Raw genomic sequence first — 21,762 nt, 5'->3', positions numbered from 1 at the left:
GATCGCGGCGGCTCCGGTCCACCAGAAGAGGGCGGCACCCTTGTGCGGGGGTGCCGCCCTCTCGTGTCACCAGGGAGTGCCCGGCGCGCCGACCGCCCGTAGGGTGGTTACCCACCCGTACGCGGAGGGAGCCCGAGCCATGGCCGGCTGGAGAGCGACCGACATCCCGGACCAGACGGGCCGCACCGCCGTCGTCACCGGGTCGAACAGTGGGATCGGCTACGTCACCGCACGCGAACTGGCCCGGCGCGGTGCGCGGGTCGTGCTGGCCTGCCGTAGTGAGGGCCGGGGCGCGGCGGCCGTCGAGCGGCTGGTGGGCGAAGTGCCGGGCGCTGAAGTGGAGTTCGCAGAGCTCGACCTCGGGGACCTGGCGTCCGTACGGCAGTTCGCGGACGCGTACGAGCAGGAGCACCGGCAGCTGGACCTGCTGATCAACAACGCGGGTGTGATGGCGCTGCCGCAGGGCCGTACCGCGGACGGCTTCGAGACGCACTTCGGGGTCAATCACCTCGGACACTTCGCGCTCACCGGGCTGTTGCTGCCGATGCTGCTCGGCACGGCCGGCGCACGCGTGGTGACCGTCTCCAGCGGGATGCACGCGATGTCCAACATCGACATCACGGACCTCAACAGCGAGCGCAAGTACGGTCGTTGGACCGCGTACGCCCGCTCCAAGACTGCCAACCTCCTCTTCACCCACGAACTGGCGCGCCGGCTCGCCGCCATCGGCTCCGACATCGTGGCCGCGGCCGCGCACCCCGGCTACGCCGCCACCAACCTCCAGACCGCGGGCCCCAAACTGGAGGGCCGCCGGGCCGCCGAGAGCTTCATGTCCATCGGCAACCGTGTCTTCGCCCAGTCCGCGGAGGCCGGCGCCCTGCCCACGCTGTATGCGGCCACGGCCCCCGACGTCCGCCCCGACTCCTTCACGGGGCCGGCGTTCCTCGGCTGGCGCGGCTCGCCCGCGAAGTCGTGGCGTGCCCCCTGGGCACTCAACGACAGGGCGGCGGAACGGCTTTGGGAGGAGTCGGAAGGGTTGACGGGAGTTGCGTACGAGGGACTGAAGCGTTGAGGCCAGGGGGCGGCGGGGCTGCGGTGCGACTCCTCGCGGGCACCACGTCCACGTCATCGCTCGGCAATGACATGTCCACCCCAGGCCCCTAGTGTCCGTGATCGCGCGACCCCGCCGCCGACCGGTGGCGGGGCGGTCACGACACACTCAGGAGCAGAAGTGGAACGTCGTACCCTGCTGCGTACCGCCGTACTCGGTGGCTCCTCCGCCGTCTTCGGCGGAACCCTCTGGCGCGGCGCCGCGTACGCCGCCCCCGCCCAGCCGGGCACCGGCCCCTACGGTGCGCTCGGCGCCGCCGACGCCAACGGCATCAGACTCCCCAGCGGCTTCACCAGCCGAGTGATCGCCCGCTCCGGCCAGACGGTCACCGGCACCTCGTACCGCTGGCACAACGCCCCCGACGGCGGCGCCTGCTACGCCGACGGCAGTGGCTGGATCTACGTCTCCAACTCCGAGATCAACCCGTCCGGCGGCGCGAGCGCGGTCAAGTTCTCGTCGACCGGCGCCATCACCGGCGCGTACCGCATCCTCTCGGGCACCCGCCAGAACTGCGCGGGCGGCAAGACCCCGTGGAACACCTGGCTGTCCTGCGAGGAGGTGGACCGGGGCTACGTCTACGAGACGGACCCGTGGGGCACGAACGCGGCCGTGCAGCGCGCGGCGATGGGCCGCTTCAAGCACGAGGCGGCGGCCGCCGACCCGGTCCGCCAGGTCGTCTACATGACCGAGGACGTCACCGACGGCTGCTTCTACCGCTTCAAGCCCACGACATGGGGCGACCTGTCCTCCGGCACCCTGGAGGTGCTCGTCGCGGGCACGGGGACCAGCGGCCCCGTCACCTGGGCCAGGGTCCCCGACCCCACGGGCGCCACCGCCACCCGCAACCAGGTCTCCGGCGCCAAGCGCTTCAACGGCGGCGAGGGCTGCTACTACGCCGACAACACCTGCTGGTTCACCACGAAGGGCGACAACCGCGTCTGGCAGTACAACGCGGCCGCGCAGACCATCGAACTCGCCTACGACGACTCCCTGGTGACGGATGGCACGGCGCCGCTCACGGGCGTCGACAACGTCACGGGCTCCGCCTCCGGCGACCTCTTCGTGGCGGAGGACGGGGGCAACATGGAGATCTGCGTCATCACCCCGGACGACGTGATCGCCCCGTTCCTGCGGATCGACGGCCAGTCGGCGTCGGAGATCACCGGCCCCGCGTTCTCGCCCGACGGCACCCGGATGTACTTCTCCAGCCAGCGCGGAACGAGCGGGAGCTCGTCGGGCGGCATCACCTACGAGGTGACGGGGCCGTTCCGGGCGTAGAGGAGCGATACCGCAGGGTCTCCCGGCAGGCTCCGACTGTGGCCTGCCGGGAGACCCCGGCAACGGAGGACGATCACCCCGCCCGTGTGAGGGCGGTACGACCTACGTCCGCCTCATCACATCCATGCCGTCGACCCGTCAGTACGGACAGGCACCTTCCGGCGCCAGGTCACCCAGTCGTCGGTCCTGAGTGCCGCCTCGTCGATCTCGATGCCCCACCCGGGACGGTCCGGGCGCAGGGGGAGATGTCCGTCCACCGGGAGGTACGGGTCGGGGCACCAGGTCACGTCGTCCGGTTTGTACTCAAGGATGTCGAAGTTGGTCGTCGCCGCCGCGAAGTGCACGTTCGCGGCGGTCGCGAGCGGACCGAGCGGGTTGTGCGGCGCGACGGGGACGTAGTGCGCGTCGGCGATGGCGGCAATCTTCACCATCTGGGTGAGGCCCCCGACCACGCAGATGTCCGGCTGCACGATGTCGGCTCCGCCCGCACCGAGGAGTGCCAGGAACTCATGGGGCGAATAGAGGGACTCGCCCGTGGCCAGCGGCACCGCGATCTCGGACCGGATCCTGCCCCAGGCGGGGAGGTGTTCCGGCCGTACGGGCTCCTCCAGGAACAACGGCTGGTGGGGAGCGAGTGCCACGCCCATGTCGACGGCCTGCCGTGGTTCCCACAGGCACGCGTGGGCGTCGAAGGCGAAGTCCCACTCCTCGGGGTGGTGCTCGCGGACCGCACCGAAGTACTCCCCGAGTTCGCGGACCACCAGACCGAACCGGGTCCGGTGCAGGTCCCGCCGGTAAGGGCTCAGCTTGAACGCCGTGAAGCCGTACCGCTCGTGCAACCGCGCGGTGACATCCCGCAGTTCCTCGACGTCGGGCGCGGAGTACAAGCCGGCGTACACACGCACCCGGTCGCGTACGGCGCCTCCGAGCAGTCGGTACACCGGCACGCCCAGGGCCTTGGCCGCGATGTCCCACAGGGCGTGGTCGATCGCCGCGATCGCGGCGAGGCCCAGCGCCCCTTGGGGGAAGCGGCCGGACTGCAGGAGGAACTGGTTGACCCGGCTCGGGGAGCCGGCGTCCATGCCCTTGATCTGGTCGAACAGGTACTCCAGCAGCGGCGGGTAGGCCAGGTCGGGGCCGTGGTTGTACACCTCCGACCATCCGACGACGCCGTCATCCGTACCGATCTTGACAAGCACCCTGGGCCGGTCACCGACCCGCTGCCGGAAGGTCTCCAGCGACTCGATCCTCATGCGGCACCCTCCCTGGCGATCCCGGACAGTCCGGCGGCGTTCGGCGAAGCCGTCACGAGGTGGTCCCTTCCTGGTGTCCGGCGGCCTTCGCTGATACGTCGTCCAGCAGTGTCACCGGTTTGATTCGCACCCAGAACAAATAGATCGCCGCGCTGAGCAGACAACTCGCCGCAGCGCCGAGCAAGGGCCCCACATAGGATCCGTTGCTCGATGCCAGGAACAGTCCGATGGCGATCGGGCTGATGAGGCTGCCCACCTGGGAGCCGAAGTTCTGGAAGCCCGCCACCGCGCCGACACACGACGACGAGGGCGCCACCTCGGCCGGCAGGCTCAGGATCGCCGCGCCGGCGAAGGAGTGAGCGGCGCTGCTGACGGTGAGCACGATCATCAACACCAGGTTGCTCTCGATGAACGGGGCGAAGCCGATACAGGCGCTCAGTCCGAGCCCGGAGACGATCGGAAGCTTCCGGGCCAGGTTCGGGGACGACCCCGAGGCCAGCATCCGGTCGGACACGATGCCGCCCAGCACGGTGGATCCGATGGCGATGAGTGACGGTATCCACCCCACCATGCCGAAGTCGGCCTTGGAGAAGCCGCGGTCGTCGAGCAGATAGCTGGGATACCAGGTGAGGAAGAACGCTCCGGCGAGCGAACGGAACACATAGCCGGTCGTCAGCGCCCACACCTGGGAGTCGCCGAGCAGTACCCGCCAGGGCACCTCCGCACCGTCCGGATCCGCACCGTCCGGATCCGCACCGTCCGGATCCGTGCCGGCCGACTCGCCCTGATCGGAGCGAATGTGCGCCAGTTCGGCCTCGGAAACGCGCGGATGCCGCTCGGGGTCACGGTAGACCGCCGCCCACCCCACGATCCACAGCAGACCGGCGACGCCGATCACGACGAAGGCCAGACGCCAGCCACCCAGGAGCGCCAGTGCCGTCACCACCGGGATCGACAGCGTGGTGCCGATCTGCTGGCCCATGTCGAACAGGCCCGACGCGAAGGCTCGTTCCTTACGGGGAAACCACCGCGAGACGACCTTGACGTTCGCCGGCTGCACCGGTGCCTCACCGATGCCCAGGCCGAGCCGGAACACGATGACCGAGCCGACGCCCTGGGCGAGGGCGGTGAGTGCCGTCCAGACCGACCACCAGCCGACCGCGATGGGATAGATGATCCTCGGTCCGAAGCGGTCGAGCAGCCGGCCGGAGGGGATTTGGAACAGTGCGTACGTCCAGAAGAACGCCGACAGCATGACGCCCTGCACGGCGGAGCTGATGTGGAATTCCTCGGACATGTAGGGCATGGCCACACTCAGTGCGGCACGATCGAGGTACGCGATCGTCAGGCCGAGCGCGGAGAACCCGACGATCGTCCATCGCATGCGGCTGTGGCTGCGGTTACGTTGCAGCCCAGGTGATGTCTCTGTCTTCGAAGTCTTCGTCGAGGGCACGCGGGATAGGGGCACCATGGCTCCAGGCGTTGGTAGGCTCCCCGGGAGGGAGTAACGGTCCTCTGTCGCGGCCCGGGATCTTGGCGGTGAACGGGCCGCGACTCGCATCGTCAGTGACTCGTATCGTCAGTGAAAGAGCGGTCGTCTTCTGGTCATCGGTCCCTGCTCCGTGCGACCGGAACAGCGACCAGGCAGCGTCTTTCCGTGTCTGCGAACACCGTGTCTGCGAACACCGTGCTCATCCGCAGCCACCCACTCGCGTCGCGTGCCGACGCGTCGAGGAGCCCTCCTCATACCCCAAGGCCATCAGCGCACCTCATTCAGACATATCGACCGTTCGTATATGACGTACGATGCACGACGCGGTTGAAGGTAGGAGCGCCGAAAGAGTTCGTCAACGCTTTTGACAAAATCCGCCGCCACGACAAGCGCGTGGTCGATGCCGCTCTCGGTGACGGAGTGTTGACCATCAAGGTTCCGGAGGCTCGGACGGCCATCTGACGGCATGTTCAGACTGGTCCCCGCACATGAGGAAGGCCCTCCGTGATCTTCACGGAGGACCTTCCTCGTGCCCAAACGGGCGGCCGCGCCTCGTGCGGTCGGGCTCAGCGGGGCGCGTAGCCCTGTGCGTACTCCTGGGCGTACCGCTCCGCGTACTCCTCCGGCATCGGGCGGGTGTCCAGGTAGAACCACTCGGCGGTCGGGCTCGGTGACGGGGCGTCGGCGGGACGGCCCGGGCGGGAGCCGGCCCAGGTCCCGGCGGGCTGCTCCTGGGGGTCCGGCGCCTTCTGGGCGTTGGCCGCGTGCTTCGCCGGGCCCGGCATCAGGAGCTCCACCCGCAGGCCCTTGCCGCGCTGCTGGGCCGTGAACTCCTCGACCTGGCTGCGGCAGGCGTGGTCCAGATGGGTCACCCCGGTGAGGTCGAGACGGATACGCGGCTTGCCGGCCTCGGCGGCGGCCTCCAGGGCCTCGATGACCTCCGGGAGGCGGAGGAACGTCGCGTTGCCCGCCATCACCACCTTCGCCGTGTCGTCCTCGATGTGCTGCTTGATGACCGTCTGCGACATGCGCACGGCGGCCAGCACGATGCCGGCGGCCAGACCGATGAGCACGCCCTCCAGCAGGGCCGTCGCCACGATGACCAGCGTGGTGACCGTCATGACCGCGAACTCGCCCCGGTCCTGGCGCCACATCTTCGGGAACTCGTAGGGCGCGAACAGCTTCCAGCCGCTGTGGATGAGGACGCCCGCGAGGACCGAGATCGGGATCAGGGCCAGCACCTGGGGCAGCAGGATCGCGAACGCCAGCAGCCACAGGCCGTGCAGGGTGCGGGACATACGGGTCTTGGCGCCCGCCTGGACGTTCGCCGAACTGCGGGCCACCACCGCGGTGATGGGCAGCGCGCCGAGCAGGCCCGCCACCGTGTTGCCGGCGCCCTGGGCGATGAGCTCGGGGTTGTAGCGGGTCCGCGCGCCGTCGTGCATACGGTCCACCGCGGCGGCGGTGAACAGGGACTCCGCCGAGGCGATCACCGTGAAGGTGAGGATCGCGGTGATGATGCCCGGGTCGGCGAGACCCGCGAACTGTTCCGCGCCGGGGACCTGGACGGAGGCCAGCAGGTTGCCGACCTGGAGTGTCTTCACCTCCACGCCGGGCAGCGCGGCGACCGCGATACCGATGCCCACGGCGACCAGCGCCGCCGGGACCTTCTTGACCGGGCCCGGCACGTTCTTCCACACGAAGCTGAGGACGACGGTGAGGACGGCGAGGCCGGCCGCGATCAGCGTCTGGGGGTTCGACACGGTGTCGGCGATCAGGCCCGGGATACCGGCCATGTTCTCGAGCGCGGTGCCGGGGGCCTTGGCGTCGGCCGCCGGGTACGCCTGACTGAACATCAGCGGCAGACCGATGCCCGCCAGCATGCCCTGGACGACCGCCAGCGAGATCGCCTGGAAGAACCGGCCTAGCTTCACCAGGCCGAGAATGATCTGCAGGATGCCCGAGAAGAGGACGATCACGCCGAGCATCGCCACGCCGAATTCCATCACCGTCTCGGCGACCAGGGCGGCGAGGCCCGCGGCCGGGCCGCTGACCTGGAGGGTGCTGCCCCGGGCCACACCGACGACCAGACCGCCGATGACACCGGAGATGATGCCCAGCTCGGCCGGGACGCCGGACGCCACGGCGACGCCGATGCACAGGGGGAGGGCCACGAGGAAGACGACGAGGGACGCCGTGATCTCGGTGGCCAGGTCGGCCTTCTGGCCGCCCGAGGACTTGCCCCCCTTCGAGAACATCCCGAACATCCCGGCCCCGAACATCCCAGCCCCGGGCATCCCGGCCCCGGGCATCCCGGCCCCGGACGCCCCGGCATCCGTACGGGACCTGGGCCCCCTGGACGCCTCGGGGGTGCGTGGCCCGGACGTGGCGGCCGGGACGGGGGCGGTGGGGTCGCCCACGCGTCATGGCGCCGGGGTGCACCCCAGCCGTCCTGGTGGGCCGAGTCGGCCCAGCCGTCCTGGGGCGCGGGGGACGAGGGAGCGCTCGCGGGCGCCCACTCCTCCGGCACCCTCGCCCACGGGTCCTCCGGCGCGGAGCCCGCCTGCTGCTGGCCCCCCGGGTCCAGCCAGACCGTGTGGCCGGCGTCCGCTGCCGTGGGGCGGGCTTTGGCGTGCCGTCCGTGCCCGTGTGTGCCGCTCATCCGGCGTGCACCCGGAACAGGCCGTCCTCGTCCAGCTCGTGCACCTGGCCGGTGTCCACCTCGTAGTACCAGCCGTGCAGGTGCAGCCGTCCCGAGTCGAGACGCTGCCGCGCCGCCGGGTAACTCCGCAGCAACGCAAGCTGGTTGACGATGTTCAGCTGCACCACGTCGGTCAGCGAAGGGTCGTTCAGGGTGCCGTCGAGCAGTGGGGTGAGGCCGGGGCGGGCGAGCCGCAGCCAGGCGTCCACGCCGGGCAGCTCGGACAGGTCGTCACCGGACTTGAGGGCGCCCATCGCGCCACAGTAGGAGTGGCCGCACACGACGATGTCCTGAACGCCGAGCACCTCCAGTGCGTACTCGATGGTGGCGGCCTCGCCCGATGCGCCGGGCTGTCCATGGGGCGGAACGATATTGCCGGCGTTCCGCAGCTCGAATATTTCACCGGGCCGTGCGCCCGTGATCAGGGCGGGTATGACCCGTGAGTCCGAGCAGGTAATGAACAGCGCCTCCGGATATTGACCTTCGGCCAGTTTCCGGTATTCGCCGCTTTCGAAGTCGACCCGACGCTTGAACGAGCGAGCGCGGTCCAGCAATGCCTTCACGGTGCCTCCAGCAGGGGTCTCGCACCGCGTCAGGCATGGTGTACGAGGACGTCTCCAGCCATGCCTGACGCGGTATTTGGCCAGGTCAGGGGTAGGACAGGGGAGTTGTTTGACCTGGTCCCCATCACCGTAGAACAGTCGCTGCCAGCGGAAGGTTAGAGGAACACTAAACGGCAGCCATGAATAGTCCAGACTTTGTCCGGCCACTTCAGAGGGACCCTAAGAGAACGTCAACAGCCGTAGTCCAGACATTTTTGAGCGGCTGCTCACATTGTCCCGGATCTGTGCGACACGGCATTGACGGATCTTGTAGCGTGTAACCTCCGCGGCACGGAATTCGCGCTGTCCGGACGCGTGGTCGATGACGCGTGGTTGATGTTGACGGTTCACGGAGAGGCGGAACGCATGGGCGTACGAGTGCTGCTCATCGAGGATGACCAGACGATCGCCGAACCGCTCGCCGAGGGTCTGGGCCACTTCGGGCTGGCCGTCCATCATGTCGGGTCCGGCACCGAGGGGTTGAGGGGGCCGTACGGCGATGTCGTGCTGCTCGACCTGGGCCTGCCGGACATGGACGGCATCGACGTCTGCCGTGGCATCCGGCAGACCTCCGACGTCCCCATCATCATCCTCAGCGCGCGGGGCGAGGAGGCCGACCGTGTGCTGGGCCTCGAACTGGGGGCCGACGACTACCTGGCGAAACCATTCAGCATACGTGAGCTGGTGGCACGTGTGCGCGCGGTGACCCGACGGACGCAACGCGCCGGACAGGTCGGCCAGGCAGGGCAGGCCGGACCGGTCGAACAGGCCGGACAGGCCGGACAGGTTGGTCAGGTCGGTCAATCCGGCCAGTTCGCGGGCGCGGACGCCTACGGTGCCGGTACGGGCGGGGGGTTCGGCACCGGACAGTCCGGCGGCGAGTCCGTCGGAGCCCCCGCGCGTTCGGGCTCCGCGGTGAGCGAGGCGTCCAACTCGCGGGGGGCTGAGTCCTGGTCGCGGGGCGGGGAGCCGTTCGGCGGAGGCTCCTACGGCGGTGACTCCTTCGGGGGCGAGTCGCTCCGTAGCGACTCGTACGGCGGCGAGTCGTTCGCCGGGAGCACGGGGGCCACGGCACCCGGGCCGTCCTCCGACCCGTACGAACCCACCGACGCCACCCGGCAGTTCGACGCCTCCCGGAGCTTCGAAACGGGCCCCGTCGACACCGGGCGCTCCCCGGAGCACGGCAGCACGCAGGAGCCGAGGGGTTCCCGGCGTGCAGGCCGCGCCCACGACGCGAACACGTCGTTCGGCGCACCCGGCTCCTACGACGCGGCCGGCTCCTACGGCTCGGCCGGCTCGTACGACTCGACCGGTTCGTTCGGCGCGGCGCGCTCCTTCGACTCGACCGGTTCCTTCGACTCGGCGCGCTCGTACGGCTCGACCGGTTCCTTCGACACGACCCGCTCGTTCGAGGCCCCCGACCCCGCCTTCGACCCCGCACCGCCACCCGAAGCCGCACCCGAGGGGCCCTCCGGGCCGCTCGTCGTCGACCGCAGGACGCGGCAGGTGTGGGTGGGGAACTCGCCCGTGGCCCTGACGCCCAAGGAGTTCGAGCTGCTGGCGCTGCTCACCGAGGACCCTGGCGCGGTGTACTCGCGGCAGCAGATCCTCGACCGGGTGTGGGACCCGCACTACGAGGGCCCGACGAAGACGCTGGATGTGCACGTGGCCACGCTGCGGCGCAAGCTGGGGAACTCGGCGTGGATCCAGACGCTGCGCGGGGTCGGGTTCCGGCTGGCGGTGCACACGCAGCCGCCCGCCGCGTACCAGGCGCCAGGGCCACAGGCGGCGTATCGATGACCCGGCGCCTGCTGCTCAGCTACCTCGGCCTCACGCTCCTGGTCCTGCTCTGCCTGGAGATCCCGCTGGGCTTCGTCTACGCGCAGTTCGAACAGGAGCGGGTGGTCAACGCCGCGAAGGACGAGGCGGAGGCGGTGTCGGCGTACGCCTCGCTGTCGATCGACGCGGGCCGTGCCGCGGAGGAACTGCAGCCCCAGGCGGTCAAGTGCGCCCAGCGCCTCGGCGGCCACGTACTGATCGTGGACCAGTCCGGCGCGGTGCTGGCCACCTCCCATCAGGTGTCCCCCGACGAGTCCGGGAACCTCGCCGCCCAGCCCGGCATCGCCGCGGCACTCCAGGCCAACTCCGCGTCGGACGTGCGCACCTCCGTCATCGGTGGTGTCGAGTACATCGCGGTCTCGGCGCCGGTCACCCACGGAGTGGAGAAGCTGGGTGCCGTACGGCTCACGGTGCCGACCCAGATGGTGGTGAACCGCGTCCAGCACTTCTGGCTGCTGCTCCTCCTCGGCGGGCTGGCGGTCCTCGCCGCGTTCGCCGTCGTCGGGTTCGCCATCGCCCGCTGGACCGGTCGCCCCATCCGCGAACTGGAGCTCGCCACCTACGAGTTGGCCGAGGGCGGCACGGTGAGTCCGGTCGCGATCACCAAGGGTCCCCCTGAGGTGCGCAGTCTCGCGGCCACCTTCAACCGCACCGCCGCCCGTCTCGAACACCTCCTGGCCTCCCAGCGCGCCTTCGCCGGCGAGGCCTCCCACCAGCTCAAGACCCCGCTCGCGGCGCTGCGGCTGCGCCTGGAGAACCTGGAGTCCGACATCGCCCTGAACGCCCGGGGCAGCCTCACCGCCGCGATGACCGAGACCGACCGGCTGGCCCGCATGGTCGAGGGGCTGCTCGCGATGGCCCGGCTCGACGAGAGCGCCGGCGAACGCGAGCGTGTTGACGTGGACCAGGTGTGCGCGGAGCGGCACCGTGCCTGGAACCCGCTGTACGAGCAGCACGGTGTGCGGCTGGCACTGGTGGGCGACTACACGGGCCAGGTACTGGCGGTGCCCGGCGCGGTGGAGCAGATTCTGGACAACCTGCTCTCCAACGCGCTGCGCGTGTCACCGCCGGGGTCCACCGTCCTGATCGACCTGCACCGCCCGGCGCCCCACGAACGCCGTTTCGCCCACCCCTTCCCGCACCCCCGCATGGCGGGCCAGGGCCGGGTCGAACTGCACGTCATGGACGAGGGACCCGGTATGACGGAGGAGCAGCGCCGCCGCGCCTTCGACCGCTTCTGGCGCGCTCCCGACGCCCCCAAGGGCGGTACGGGCCTGGGGCTCGCCCTGGTTCAGCGCCTCGCCCACGCCGGCGGCGGCGAGGCCGTCCTGCGCCCCGCGCCCAGCGGCGGTCTCGACGCGGTGGTCCACCTCCCGTGCGCCCCGAACCCGAACCGGGTCGGCACCCCGTTCTCGGAGCACCGGCCCCCGAGACCGCTGGAGGCCACCCGCTGAGCGCACAGCTCCCATCAGCGGGCCCGATGCCGCCGAGACGTCAGCGCGCCCGATGCCATCGAGACATCAGCGCGTCCGATGTCACCGCGCCCGCACCTCGTACGTCGCCACCCGCACCGCCTCGTCGTCCAGGCACTGACCCGTCTCCAGGTCGAAACGCTGCTTCAGGAGCGGGGAGGCGACGAAGGGGCGGCCCTGGTGGGTGCCGGTGAGGCCGCGGGAGAGGACCGCGGCGCCGCCGAAGGGGTCGCGGTTGTCGATCGCGTACAGCTCGCCGTTGCGGTCGCGGAACAGGGCCGCCTGGCGGCCGTCGGGGAGCAGAGCCGCCACGCCTCGGCCGGGGGTCAGCCGGGTCAGGTCGCAGACCGTGAACCAGTCGTCCCCGAGCTGGAGTTGGACCTTCAGATCGGTGGTCTCGGGTGCCAGGGTCATCGCTGGGCGCTTCCTTCCAGGACGTCTGCCGGGTTTTGTGTGGGGCGCATGCCGATGGACATCAGGGGCAGGTCGGGCTTGATCTGGTCGCGCTCGGGGACGAAGCCGACGACCGGGTCGGGAGTGTCCGGCGCGTTCACGAAGGAGACGAACCGGGCCAGCTTCTCGGGGTCGTTGATGGTGGTCGCCCACTCGTCGGCGTAGTTCGCCACGTGGTCCGCCATCAGGGACTCCAGCTCCTCGCAGATGCCGAGGGAGTCCTCCACGACCACGTCACGCACGTGGTCCAGGCCGCCGGGGATGCGCTCCAGCCAGGTGGAGGTGCGCTCCAGCCGGTCGGCGGTGCGGATGTAGAACATCAGGAACCGGTCGATCAGACGGATCAGTTCGGTGTCGGAGAGGTCCTGGGCCAGCAGGTCCGCGTGGCGCGGGGTGGCGCCGCCGTTGCCGCCGACGTACAGGTTCCAGCCGCCCGCCGTGGCGATGATGCCGAAGTCCTTCGACTGGGCCTCGGCGCACTCGCGGGCGCAGCCCGACACCGCCGACTTGAGCTTGTGGGGCGACCTGAGCCCCCGGTAGCGCAGCTCCAGGTCTATCGCCATGCGCACCGAGTCCTGGACTCCGTAGCGGCACCAGGTCTGGCCGACGCAGGACTTCACCGTGCGCAGCGACTTGCCGTAGGCGTGGCCGGACTCGAATCCCGCGTCCACCAGCCGCGTCCAGATCAACGGGAGCTGCTCGACGCGCGCACCGAACATGTCGATGCGCTGGCCACCCGTGATCTTCGTGTAGAGCCCGAAGTCACGGGCGATCTCGCCGATGACGATCAGGCCCTCCGGGGTGATCTCACCACCGGGGATGCGCGGGACGACCGAGTACGAGCCGTTCTTCTGGAGGTTGGCGAGGAAGTGGTCGTTGCTGTCCTGCAGGGCCGCCTGCTCGCCCTCCAGCACGTAGCCGCTCGCGCCGATCGTCGGGGCGAGGGAGGCGATGACGGAGCCGACCGTCGGCTTGCAGATCTCGCAGCCGTCGCCGCCGCGGGCACCCTCACGGCCGTAGCGGTCCAGGAGCTGCTGGTACGTGTTGATGCGCAGGGCGAGGACGATCTCGTACAGCTCCTCGCGGGTCTGTGAGAAGCAGCCGCACAGGCCCTTGTCGACCTCGACGCCCGACGCCTCCAGCTCGGCGGTGACCAGCTGGCCCAGCACCTTGACGCAACTGCCGCACGTCGTACCGGCCTTGGTGCACTTCTTCACCTCGGGCACGGTGGCGCAGTTGTGCTCGGTGACCGCCTCGCGGATCGTGCCCTTGCGTACGTTGTTGCAGGAGCAGATGATCGCGTCGTCGGGCAGCGCGGTCGGGCCGAGCTGGACGGAATCCCCGGCGCCCGCGGGCAGCACCAGCGACTCGGGCGAGACCGGCGGCACCGAACCGGTGAAGGCCTTCAGCGTGCCGTACGCCTCCGCGTCGCCGACCAGGATGCCGCCGAGCAGTGTGCCGTCCCGGCCGATGACCAGCTTCTTGTACAGACCCGAACGGGAGTCGGAGTAGACGACGTCGAGGCAGTCCTCGGCCGCGCCGTGCGCGTCACCGAAGGACGCCACGTCGACACCGAGCAGCTTCAGCTTGGTGGACAGGTCGGCGCCGGTGAACGACAACTGCTCGGCCTCGTCCTCGCCGATGCTCGCCGCGGCCGTCTCCGCCTGCTCGTAACCGGGCGCGACCAGGCCGTACACCCGGCCGTCGGAGGCCAGCGCGCACTCGCCGATCGCGAACACGTGCGGGTCGGAGACGGTACGGCACTGCTCGTCGACCGTGATGCCGCCGCGCTCGCCGACCGTCAGACCGCAGTCGCGGGCGAGCTGGTCGCGGGGCCGGACACCGGCGGAGAACACCACCATGTCGGTGGCGAGTTCGGAGCCGTCGGACAGCTTCATGCCGGTCACGGCGCCCGAGGCGTCCGTGAGGATCTCCTGCGTGCCCACGCCCGTGTGGACGGTCAGGCCCATCTCCTCGATGGTGCGCAGCAGCGCCGCGCCACCTCCGTCGTCCACCTGCACCGGCATCAGACGCGGCGCGAACTCCACGATGTGGGAGGTGAGTCCGAGGCCCTTGAGCGCACCGGCCGCCTCCAGGCCGAGCAGACCACCGCCGACCACCGCGCCGACCGTCGCCTTCGTCCTCGCATACTCCTCGATCGCGAGCAGGTCCTCGATCGTGCGGTAGACGAAGCAGCCCTCGGCGTCCTTGTTCGGGACCGGCGGGACGAAGGGGTACGAGCCGGTGGCGAGGACGAGGGTGTCGTACTCGAAGACCTGGCCGGACCTGGCGGTGACCTTCCTGGCCTCGCGGTCGACGGTCTCCGCGGGGTCGCCGACGTACAGCTCGATGCCGTGCGTGTCGATGAACCCCATGTCCGTCATGGACAGGTCCTCGGGGGTCTTGCCCGAGAAGTACGAGGTGAGGGCGACACGGTCGTACGCGGGACGCGGCTCCTCGCACAGCACGACCACGCGGTGCGTGGCGGTCAGGCCGCGCTCGGCGAGCGCTTCGAGGAAGCGCTGGCCGACCATGCCGTGGCCGACGAGCACGATCGTGGGGGTGGCCCCCGGGGTGGCGGTCATTCAGGAGCCTCCATCGTTGGTGAGCAGGTGGAGCAGAGGAGCGCCGTTCTGCGGGAGCGGCTCTGCTCCCTCCCAGGCGCGGGCGAGCGCGCCGACGGTGCCGAGTTCGCCGACGAGCACCCCGCCCACCAGGCGGTCGTCGCGGACGACGACCTTGCGGTAGGTGCCCCGGGTGGCGTCGGCGAGCTGGACGACGTCGTCGCCGGGGCGGGGGTCGGGCTCGCCGAACGCGGCGAGGTCGAAGAAGTCCCCTCCGGCCAGGGTGAGCCGGGTGAGCGCGCGGGTGCCGGTGTAGCGGGCGGCCGCGTCGCCGGCGGCCCCGGCCTCGGCTCCCGTCTCGGCCCCTGTCTCGGCCCCTGTCTCGGCAGCGAGCAGCTCGGCGAGCACGTCGGCCTGTTCGAGGGCCGGGGTGGCGAGGCCGTAGACCTGCCCGTCGTGCTGGACGCAGTCGCCGATGGCCCGGATGTGCGGGTCGGAGGTGCGCAGCTCGTCGTCGACGAGGACGCCCTTGTGGACGGCGAGCCCCGCCCGCACGGCGAGCGAGACGCGCGGGCGGACCCCACAGGCAAGGACGAGGATGTCGGCGTCCAGCGCGTATCCGTCGGCCATCTCCACGGACCGTACGGCCCCGCCTACGCAGCGCACGCCACGGACGCGTGACTCGGTGTGCACCTCGACCCCGAGGTCCGTCAGATGCCGCCGCACCAGCTTCGAGGCCGACGGGTCGAGCTGCCGCTCCATCAGCCGCTCGCCCTGCTGCGCCAGCACCACCTGGGCGTCGCGCCGGGCGAGGGCACGGGCGGCGGAGACACCGAGGAGCCCGCCGCCGATGACCACGGCCTTCACACCCGGCCGCACGGCCTTCGACAGCCCCAGGCAGTCGTCCATCGTGCGGAACGCGTGCACGCCGTCGGGGAGTTCGTGCCGCTGGGGGTCGAACAGACCGCGCAGGGCGGGGAGGACGGGGTTCGAGCCGGTCGCGAGGACGAGCGTGTCGTATGCGATCACGGAACCGTCCGCGCAGTACACCTCGCGGGCCGCGCGGTCGATGCCGGTGACCCGGGCGCGTGTGATCTCCGCGGGCGCCGGGAGGGCGATCACCTCGGGCGTGTACCGGCCGGCCAGGACGTCGGCGAGCAGCACGCGGTTGTACGGGGTGTGTGTCTCCTCGCTCACGAGAACGGCGGGCACGCCGAGCTCACCGAGCCGCCGGGCGAGACGTACGCCCGCGAGGCCGGCGCCGATCACCACCACACGCGTATTCGAGGTCATGCCCCCGAGCGTGCGGTGCCGGTGTTACCCGACCGCATCACGTCTGTTTCCCACGGGGAACGCTGCCCTCTTCACCGGGCCGGACGGGATGTGAGGGGTTTCCGGCGGGCCGGTGTGGGCCGTGGGGCCGGTGAGGCGACACGAATGCCCTGCTCAGGTGCCCTGGCACAGCTCAAGAGCTGCTCAATTCCATGGACCGCACATGTATCCCGTCCATAAAGTTCCGATCATGCCCGACATATCGCTGACCATGGTCGTCCTGCTCTGCCTCGCCGCGCTCGCGGCCGGATGGATCGACGCCGTGGTGGGCGGCGGCGGACTCCTGCTGCTGCCGGTGATGCTGCTCGGGCTGCCGAACACGTCGTCCGCCGCCCAGTACGCGCTCGGCACCAACAAGGCGGTGGCCATCGTCGGCACGACGGGCGCGGCCGTGACGTACGCGCGCCGGACGCCCGTCGACGTCGGGGTCGCCGTACGGATCGGGTTGGGCGCGCTCGCCGGGTCCACGGCCGGGGCGTTCGTGGCGGCCCTGATGAGCACGGACGTACTGAAGCCCGTCGTCATGGTCGTCCTGCTCGCGGTCGGTGCCTTCGTGATCCTGCGGCCCGCCTTCGGCACGGCCCCCTCCACCGGGCCCGTCCCGGCGCGGCGCATCCTGGCCGCGATCGGTCTCGCGGGCGTCGGCATCGGCTTCTACGACGGGCTGGTCGGCCCCGGCACCGGCACGTTCCTCGTCCTGGCGCTGACGGCCCTCCTCCACCTCGACCTGGTGACCGCCTCCGCCACCGCCAAGATCGTCAACTGCTGCACCAACGCGGGCGCCCTCGCGACGTTCGCCTGGAAGGGCACGGTGTACTGGCAGCTGGCCGCGCTGATGGCCGTGTTCAACCTGGTCGGCGGCACGGTGGGCGCGCGCACCGCGCTGAAGAAGGGCAGCTCCTTCGTACGGGTCGTGTTGCTGGTGGTGGTGTTCGCGCTGGTGGCGAACATGGCGTATCAGCAGTGGCTGGCGTGAGCGTCAAGGGACTGCTCAAGGTGACGGTCAGCGTGCACTGGACCCCCGTACGCCCGTGAGGTGGGCGAACACGACCACGTTGCCTCGGTAGCCCGTGCGCTTGGAGTAGCCGCCGCCACACGTGATCAACCGCAGCTCGGGGCGGTCGGCGGCGCCGTACACCTTCTCGTCGGGGAAGGCGTGGGCGTCGTACACCTCCACCGCGTCGACGGAGAACACGGCGACCGTGCCGTCCCGCCGCTCGACCTCGACGCGGGCGCCCTTCGCGAGTGCTCCCAGCCGGTAGAAGACGGCGGGGCCGTCCGCGGTGTCGACGTGCCCCGCGACGATCGCGGTGCCCTCCTCACCGGGCGTGGCGCCCGCCTCATACCAGCCGACGAGGTTCTCCTTGGTCGTCGGCGGGGCGTCGAGGCTGCCGGTGGTGGTGAGGCCGAGGCTCATGAAGGGGGCGTTCACACGGATCGAGGGGATGCGGACACGCTCGGGCGGGGACGGCGGCAGGGCGGGCACCCCGGCCGGCACCTCGGGCCCGGAGCGGGTGTGGGCCTGGGCCGCCGACGGCTGCGGCGGCGCACCGTGCTCGGTGCCGCTGCGGAGCAGCCACGCACCGCAGCCGAGGGCGACCACGGTGGTGCACGTTATGGCGGTGTTGCTGAACCCGCGCACGTGACCTGCTCCTTTCACGGCTGTGTGACGCTCCTCTCTCGTCCCCTCACGCGTACCTCCCCTCCGGGCCGAGGGGCGGGGCCCGGAGGGGAGGGGGCGGCGGTACCGGCGGACGGGCAGCGGAGGGTGCCCGTCAGATCGCCTCGCCTCTCACTCGGCGATGCAGCAGCCAGGTACCGCCCGCGGCGGCGACGGCCAGCGCCGCCACGCCCGCCGCGGTCTTCACGGGGTCGGGGCCGAGCGCGCCTCCGACCCCCGTCTTCACACTTCCCCTCGGGTGCGTCGGCTCGCCGGCGGCGGTGAGCCCGACCACCAGATCACCGGCCACCTCCGCACCGTCCCGGGAGCACCGCGCGACGATCTCGTACGTCCCCGGCTCGGCGCCCGGCGGCACCCTGAACCGTCCCGTCGTGTTCCCCGGCGGGGTACCGGGCGCGAGAGTGAACGCGCCGGCGCCGACCGAGCTCGCGTCGCCCGCCGCCGCGCCGTCCGCACCGCAGGCCACCGTGCCGACGGTGACCTCGGCACCCGGGGCGACGCTCGTGGGGTTCACCTCCAGCCGTCCCCCTCGCGTGTCCGCCATCTCCGCGCCGTACGCGGGCCCGACGGCGAGACCCACGGTGAGGCCCACGGCGACGACGGCGAGGGCGGTACCGGCCGGCAGCCGGGAGGCGCGCCGCCGCAAAGCACTCATCCGGAGCGGGGGCGTATGTCGCATGGTGGTTGCTCCTCCGAGAGGGCACGGCCCGCGACACCCCCATGTGCCGCTGAGTCGGTCGAGCCCCTGCCCTACCGAGGTAAGCGGCACCGGGCCTCCCGCGCTTCCTGATGAACTGTCAGAAATGATGTGAATGGGTGTCAGGAGAAGGGTTGCCCGAGCCGAAGATGCCCGGCATTCCAGCAGGTCATGGGTGCGGTGCGAGGGCTCCTCGGCAAAAAACCCGTAAGGGGGAGTCCGGACCTGTGAACGGGTGACCGCCGGACTCGCGAGACCGCCCCTAGGCTGCGACTTGACCTCAAGGAAAGTTGAGGTACGAGGCTGTGCCCATGAAGACCACTGAGACCACTGAGACCGCTGAGACCACTCGGCAACACCGCACCCCTGCCCCCACCGTGGCCACCCTCGCGGAGGCCCCCAGGGAGATCCCCGTCCGAGTGACCCTCGTCATCGGCAGCAACCGCGAGGGCCGCTTCGGCTCCGTGGTGGCCGACTGGCTGATCGGCCGCATCCGCTCCCACGGCGACTTCGAGGTGGACGTCGTGGACGTGGCCGAGGTCCCGCTGCCGACGACGCTCTCCCCATCGCCCGAGGCGACCGAGGCGCTCGCGGCCGTCACCCCGAAGCTGTCGTCCGCGGACGCCTTCATCGTCGTCACCCCGGAGTACAACCACTCGTACCCGGCCGCCCTCAAGAACCTCATCGACTGGCACTTCCACGAGTGGCGCGCCAAACCGGTGGCCCTCGTCTCCTACGGCGGCATCTCGGGCGGCCTCCGCGCCGCCGAACACCTCCGCCAGGTCTTCGCCGAGCTGCACGCGACCACGGTGCGCGACACGGTGTCCTTCCACAACGCGCACGGGTCCTTCGACGACTCGGGCCGCCTGAAGGACCCGTCCGCCCCCGACGCGGCGGCGAAGGTGATGCTGGACCAGCTGGCCTGGTGGGGGAGGGCCCTGCGGGAGGCGAAGGAGGTACGGCCGTACGGGGGCTGAGGCTGAGGGAACAGAACCGGAGCACGGAGGCTTTGACGTAGAGACGTTCCGAAGCGATGCCGTACTGAAGCGACGCCGTGCTGATGGAGGAGCCCCCCATGCCGCTGCCCTCACAACCGTTGCGGAAGCTGGGCTTCCTGACCATCGGATTGTTCGACGAGGCCGATCCGCGCCGGGGCCACGAGTCGACCCTGGAGGTCATCGAACTCGGCGAGCGCCTCGGCTTCGACAGCGCGTGGCTGCGGCACCGCCACCTCCAGTACGGCATCTCGTCCCCGGTGGCGGTCCTCGCGGCGGCCTCCCAGCGCACGCACCGCATCGAGCTCGGCACCGCGGTCACGCCCCTGGGCTGGGAGAACCCGCTGCGCCTCGCCGAGGACCTGTCGACGGTGGACATCCTCTCCGGGGGCCGCCTCAACCCGGGCGTGAGCGTCGGCCCCCCGATGCACTACGACCAGGTGAAGCAGGCCCTGTACCCGGACACGGCCGCCTCCGAGGACTTCGGCCGCGACCGGGTGGAGCGCCTCCTGGACTTCGTCCGCGGCAAGCCGGCCACGGACTTCAGCGGGGTGGAGGGCTTCGAGGTCTTCTCGGACAGGGTGCAACCGCAGTCTCCCGGCCTCGGCCGCCGCATGTGGTACGGCGGCGGCAGCCTGCGCTCGGCCCGATGGGCGGGCGAGCACGGCATGAACCTGCTGACCAGCAGCGTGGTGAAGGCGGAGGAGTCCGAGGAGTTCGCGGAGATCCAGCTGTCGCACATCCGTACATTCCGCGCCCACCACCCCGACGGCGACGCCGCCCGCGTCTCCCAGGGCCTGGTGGTCATCCCCACGGACAGCGCGACCCGGGAACAGCGCGCGAAGTACGAGGAGTACGCCGCGAAACGCACTCCTCGCACGACCACCCCCCAGGGCCCGGCCCGCATGATGTTCGCCCCGGACCTCGTCGGCACCTCGTCGGAGATAGCGGAACGCCTGTACGCCCACGCCGCGTTCAGGGAAATCGACGAGGTGGCCTTCGCTCTCCCCTTCACCTTCGCGCACGAGGACTACGTCCAGATCCTGACGGACATGGCGACGAAGCTGGGACCGGCGCTGGGGTGGCGGCCGGCCGACTGAGGTCTTACCGGAGGGGCGACAACTTGCCTTCGCACAGCGCGGTTTCGAAGGCGGTCCAGGTGGTGGGGCGGATGTGGAGGGTCGGACCGCAGGGGTTCTTGGAGTCGCGTATGGCGATGGTTGTGGGGATGTTGGTGGCTATCTCGACGCACTCGTATTCACCGTTGCTGTAGCTCGACTTGCGGTACCGGAAGAGGTCAGACACGGCTCAGAGTTCCTTGGTCAGGTCGCGGATGAACGTAAGCGAGTCGCTCTCACTGAGGGCTCGTTCAGCGATTGTCTCGAACAGTTGGCCGTGCTGGGCAGCCCTCTCCCCGCCTTCGATCCACAGCTGTGCGAAGGGCGCCTCCATGTACACCACGTCCATCGCGCCGGGCTCGGTGAACGACAGAACGTTGATGGGGCAGTCGAGACCGAGAGTGATTGAGCCGAAGGGGAGAACATTGATGGTGACGTTCGGCTTGCGGGCGACGGTCAGGAGATGTTCCAGTTGGGCGCGCATCGTAACTTCGCCGCCGACTGTGTTGCGCAGTACCGCTTCGTAGATCACGGCGTGCAGAGTGAGCGGGCTGTCGTCGTCGAGACGTTCCTGGCGCTTCACGCGGGCCGCGATGAACTCCTCGTCTTTTTCCGTGAGTGCTGCCCGCTGGTGGTTGGCCCTCAGCGTTCGTACGTACTCCGGGGTCTGAAGAAGTCCTGGAACGAAAGCTGGTTGCCATGACTTCACGGCCGTCGCGACGGACTCCAGCGTGACGTACTCCTGCATCTTGCCGAGCGATGCGTAATCGTCCCACCAGCCCTTTGCCTTACGTCGTTCGCGGTCGACCCGGGCCAGCTCCAGCAGCCCACCGATGGCGCCGGGGTCATGGACGCCGTACAGCTCACACAAGGCCCGGATGTCCGGGTCGCGCATGGGTACCCAACCGCGCTCCATCTTCGCGACCTTCGTGGTGGAGGCTGTGAGTGTCTTGGCCGCGTGCGTCTGTGTGAGGCCGGCGGCCGTACGCAACTTGATGAGTTCACTGCCCAGTCGGCGCCCCAGGACGGTGGACGTGCTGTTGCCCTGCATCGGCTGGCTCGCGGTCACGTTGATGCTCCCCTGTGGGTTGGGCTGCGCCGTAAGTCTGGCGCGGCGTACGACAGCTTCGCAAACTCCCTTCGGGGGAAATCCTCCGCGAGGAACTTGCGATCC

General features: G+C 70.3%; 18 protein-coding genes and 1 pseudogene. 8 read left to right on the top strand and 11 right to left on the bottom strand.

Annotated elements, in window-relative coordinates:
• Window positions 1–139 precede the first annotated feature (139 nt).
• Together E0500_RS00690 and E0500_RS00685 are read left to right on the top strand one after the other, a co-directional pair.
• Complete coding sequence (locus E0500_RS00690; RefSeq protein WP_131568103.1) at window positions 140–1,072, top strand: oxidoreductase; 933 nt, start codon at window positions 140–142, stop codon at window positions 1,070–1,072.
• A 159-nt stretch (window positions 1,073–1,231) separates the two neighbouring features.
• Window positions 1,232–2,389 carry an alkaline phosphatase PhoX gene (locus E0500_RS00685; RefSeq protein ID WP_131568105.1) on the top strand — a complete coding sequence of 386 codons (1,158 nt, stop codon included), beginning with the start codon at window positions 1,232–1,234 and terminating at the stop codon, window positions 2,387–2,389.
• Window positions 2,390–2,505: 116 nt separating this feature from the next.
• Here E0500_RS00685 and E0500_RS00680 read toward each other — a convergent pair whose 3' ends face one another.
• The 4 genes from E0500_RS00680 to E0500_RS00665 form a co-directional block, all read right to left on the bottom strand.
• Entirely contained in the window at window positions 2,506–3,642 is a 1,137-nt protein-coding gene (locus E0500_RS00680) for a mandelate racemase/muconate lactonizing enzyme family protein (RefSeq protein ID WP_131568107.1), read from the bottom strand.
• 52 nt (window positions 3,643–3,694) lie between these two features.
• On the bottom strand, window positions 3,695–5,026 hold the full coding sequence (locus tag E0500_RS00675; RefSeq protein ID WP_165935132.1) for an MFS transporter: 1,332 nt from the start codon (window positions 5,024–5,026) through the stop codon (window positions 3,695–3,697).
• 674 nt (window positions 5,027–5,700) lie between these two features.
• On the bottom strand, window positions 5,701–7,392 hold the full coding sequence (locus tag E0500_RS00670; protein WP_309504761.1) for a SulP family inorganic anion transporter: 1,692 nt from the start codon (window positions 7,390–7,392) through the stop codon (window positions 5,701–5,703).
• 400 nt (window positions 7,393–7,792) lie between these two features.
• Window positions 7,793–8,398: a carbonic anhydrase gene (locus E0500_RS00665; RefSeq protein WP_131570772.1), complete on the bottom strand. Its 606-nt coding sequence runs from the start codon at window positions 8,396–8,398 to the stop codon at window positions 7,793–7,795.
• 405 nt (window positions 8,399–8,803) lie between these two features.
• Between E0500_RS00665 and E0500_RS43440 the strand changes: the two are divergent.
• The 3 genes and pseudogenes from E0500_RS43440 to E0500_RS00655 all read left to right on the top strand — a co-directional run.
• Window positions 8,804–9,161: pseudogene (locus E0500_RS43440) on the top strand (response regulator transcription factor); the annotation flags it as partial.
• Complete coding sequence (locus tag E0500_RS44835; protein WP_309505202.1) at window positions 9,140–10,237, top strand: winged helix-turn-helix domain-containing protein; 1,098 nt, start codon at window positions 9,140–9,142, stop codon at window positions 10,235–10,237. The pseudogene E0500_RS43440 and the gene E0500_RS44835, both read left to right, overlap by 22 nt.
• Window positions 10,234–11,730, top strand: a complete 1,497-nt coding sequence (locus tag E0500_RS00655; protein WP_131570769.1) for a HAMP domain-containing sensor histidine kinase — start codon at window positions 10,234–10,236, stop codon at window positions 11,728–11,730. The genes E0500_RS44835 and E0500_RS00655 overlap by 4 nt, the downstream gene beginning before the upstream one ends.
• Window positions 11,731–11,811: 81 nt before the next feature.
• Here the strand turns inward: E0500_RS00655 and nirD are convergent, their stop codons facing one another.
• The 3 genes from nirD to E0500_RS00640 are packed head-to-tail and all read right to left on the bottom strand — an operon-like array spanning window position 11,812 to window position 16,058.
• Window positions 11,812–12,162: a nitrite reductase small subunit NirD gene (gene nirD, locus E0500_RS00650; RefSeq protein WP_131570767.1), complete on the bottom strand. Its 351-nt coding sequence runs from the start codon at window positions 12,160–12,162 to the stop codon at window positions 11,812–11,814.
• Complete coding sequence (gene nirB / locus E0500_RS00645) at window positions 12,159–14,786, bottom strand: nitrite reductase large subunit NirB (RefSeq protein WP_131570765.1); 2,628 nt, start codon at window positions 14,784–14,786, stop codon at window positions 12,159–12,161. The genes nirD and nirB overlap by 4 nt, the downstream gene beginning before the upstream one ends.
• Window positions 14,787–16,058, bottom strand: coding sequence for an NAD(P)/FAD-dependent oxidoreductase (locus E0500_RS00640; protein WP_131570763.1), 1,272 nt, complete (start codon window positions 16,056–16,058; stop codon window positions 14,787–14,789). It lies immediately after the preceding gene.
• 229 nt (window positions 16,059–16,287) lie between these two features.
• On the opposite strand from E0500_RS00640, the gene E0500_RS00635 reads away from it, so the two are divergent.
• Window positions 16,288–17,073 carry a sulfite exporter TauE/SafE family protein gene (locus tag E0500_RS00635; protein WP_131570761.1) on the top strand — a complete coding sequence of 262 codons (786 nt, stop codon included), beginning with the start codon at window positions 16,288–16,290 and terminating at the stop codon, window positions 17,071–17,073.
• 27 nt (window positions 17,074–17,100) lie between these two features.
• Here E0500_RS00635 and E0500_RS00630 read toward each other — a convergent pair whose 3' ends face one another.
• Together E0500_RS00630 and E0500_RS00625 are read right to left on the bottom strand one after the other, a co-directional pair.
• Window positions 17,101–17,739, bottom strand: coding sequence for a class F sortase (locus tag E0500_RS00630; RefSeq protein WP_131570759.1), 639 nt, complete (start codon window positions 17,737–17,739; stop codon window positions 17,101–17,103).
• 133 nt (window positions 17,740–17,872) lie between these two features.
• Window positions 17,873–18,457 carry a hypothetical protein gene (locus E0500_RS00625; RefSeq protein WP_258572577.1) on the bottom strand — a complete coding sequence of 195 codons (585 nt, stop codon included), beginning with the start codon at window positions 18,455–18,457 and terminating at the stop codon, window positions 17,873–17,875.
• 329 nt (window positions 18,458–18,786) lie between these two features.
• On the opposite strand from E0500_RS00625, the gene E0500_RS00620 reads away from it, so the two are divergent.
• Window positions 18,787–19,452, top strand: coding sequence for an NADPH-dependent FMN reductase (locus E0500_RS00620; RefSeq protein WP_131570036.1), 666 nt, complete (start codon window positions 18,787–18,789; stop codon window positions 19,450–19,452).
• 98 nt (window positions 19,453–19,550) lie between these two features.
• Entirely contained in the window at window positions 19,551–20,570 is a 1,020-nt protein-coding gene (locus tag E0500_RS00615) for an LLM class flavin-dependent oxidoreductase (RefSeq protein ID WP_131570038.1), read from the top strand.
• A 4-nt stretch (window positions 20,571–20,574) separates the two neighbouring features.
• Here E0500_RS00615 and E0500_RS00610 read toward each other — a convergent pair whose 3' ends face one another.
• Together E0500_RS00610 and E0500_RS00605 are read right to left on the bottom strand one after the other, a co-directional pair.
• Complete coding sequence (locus E0500_RS00610) at window positions 20,575–20,775, bottom strand: DUF397 domain-containing protein (RefSeq protein WP_131570040.1); 201 nt, start codon at window positions 20,773–20,775, stop codon at window positions 20,575–20,577.
• 3 nt (window positions 20,776–20,778) lie between these two features.
• Window positions 20,779–21,657: a helix-turn-helix transcriptional regulator gene (locus E0500_RS00605; RefSeq protein ID WP_309504757.1), complete on the bottom strand. Its 879-nt coding sequence runs from the start codon at window positions 21,655–21,657 to the stop codon at window positions 20,779–20,781.
• Between the last annotated feature and the right edge of the window lie 105 nt (window positions 21,658–21,762).

Source organism: Streptomyces sp. KM273126, from assembly GCF_004337435.2.
GTDB classification, from domain to species: domain Bacteria; phylum Actinomycetota; class Actinomycetes; order Streptomycetales; family Streptomycetaceae; genus Streptomyces; species Streptomyces acidicola.
Note: the sequence above shows the minus strand (reverse complement) of the source record. Positions and strands in the feature narration are given on the sequence as shown.

What these genes read in the sequence shown, in the direction of transcription:
- E0500_RS00690 (WP_131568103.1), top strand. Translation starts at nt 140, where the DNA reads ATGGCCGGCTGGAGAGCGACCGACATCCCGGACCAGACGGGCCGCACC.
- E0500_RS00680 (WP_131568107.1), bottom strand. Translation starts at nt 3,642, where the DNA reads ATGAGGATCGAGTCGCTGGAGACCTTCCGGCAGCGGGTCGGTGACCGG.
- E0500_RS00675 (WP_165935132.1), bottom strand. Translation starts at nt 5,026, where the DNA reads ATGCGATGGACGATCGTCGGGTTCTCCGCGCTCGGCCTGACGATCGCG.
- E0500_RS00670 (WP_309504761.1), bottom strand. Translation starts at nt 7,392, where the DNA reads ATGTTCTCGAAGGGGGGCAAGTCCTCGGGCGGCCAGAAGGCCGACCTG.
- E0500_RS00655 (WP_131570769.1), top strand. Translation starts at nt 10,234, where the DNA reads ATGACCCGGCGCCTGCTGCTCAGCTACCTCGGCCTCACGCTCCTGGTC.
- nirD (WP_131570767.1), bottom strand. Translation starts at nt 12,162, where the DNA reads ATGACCCTGGCACCCGAGACCACCGATCTGAAGGTCCAACTCCAGCTC.
- nirB (WP_131570765.1), bottom strand. Translation starts at nt 14,786, where the DNA reads ATGACCGCCACCCCGGGGGCCACCCCCACGATCGTGCTCGTCGGCCAC.
- E0500_RS00640 (WP_131570763.1), bottom strand. Translation starts at nt 16,058, where the DNA reads ATGACCTCGAATACGCGTGTGGTGGTGATCGGCGCCGGCCTCGCGGGC.
- E0500_RS00635 (WP_131570761.1), top strand. Translation starts at nt 16,288, where the DNA reads ATGCCCGACATATCGCTGACCATGGTCGTCCTGCTCTGCCTCGCCGCG.
- E0500_RS00625 (WP_258572577.1), bottom strand. Translation starts at nt 18,457, where the DNA reads ATGCGACATACGCCCCCGCTCCGGATGAGTGCTTTGCGGCGGCGCGCC.
- E0500_RS00620 (WP_131570036.1), top strand. Translation starts at nt 18,787, where the DNA reads ATGAAGACCACTGAGACCACTGAGACCGCTGAGACCACTCGGCAACAC.
- E0500_RS00615 (WP_131570038.1), top strand. Translation starts at nt 19,551, where the DNA reads ATGCCGCTGCCCTCACAACCGTTGCGGAAGCTGGGCTTCCTGACCATC.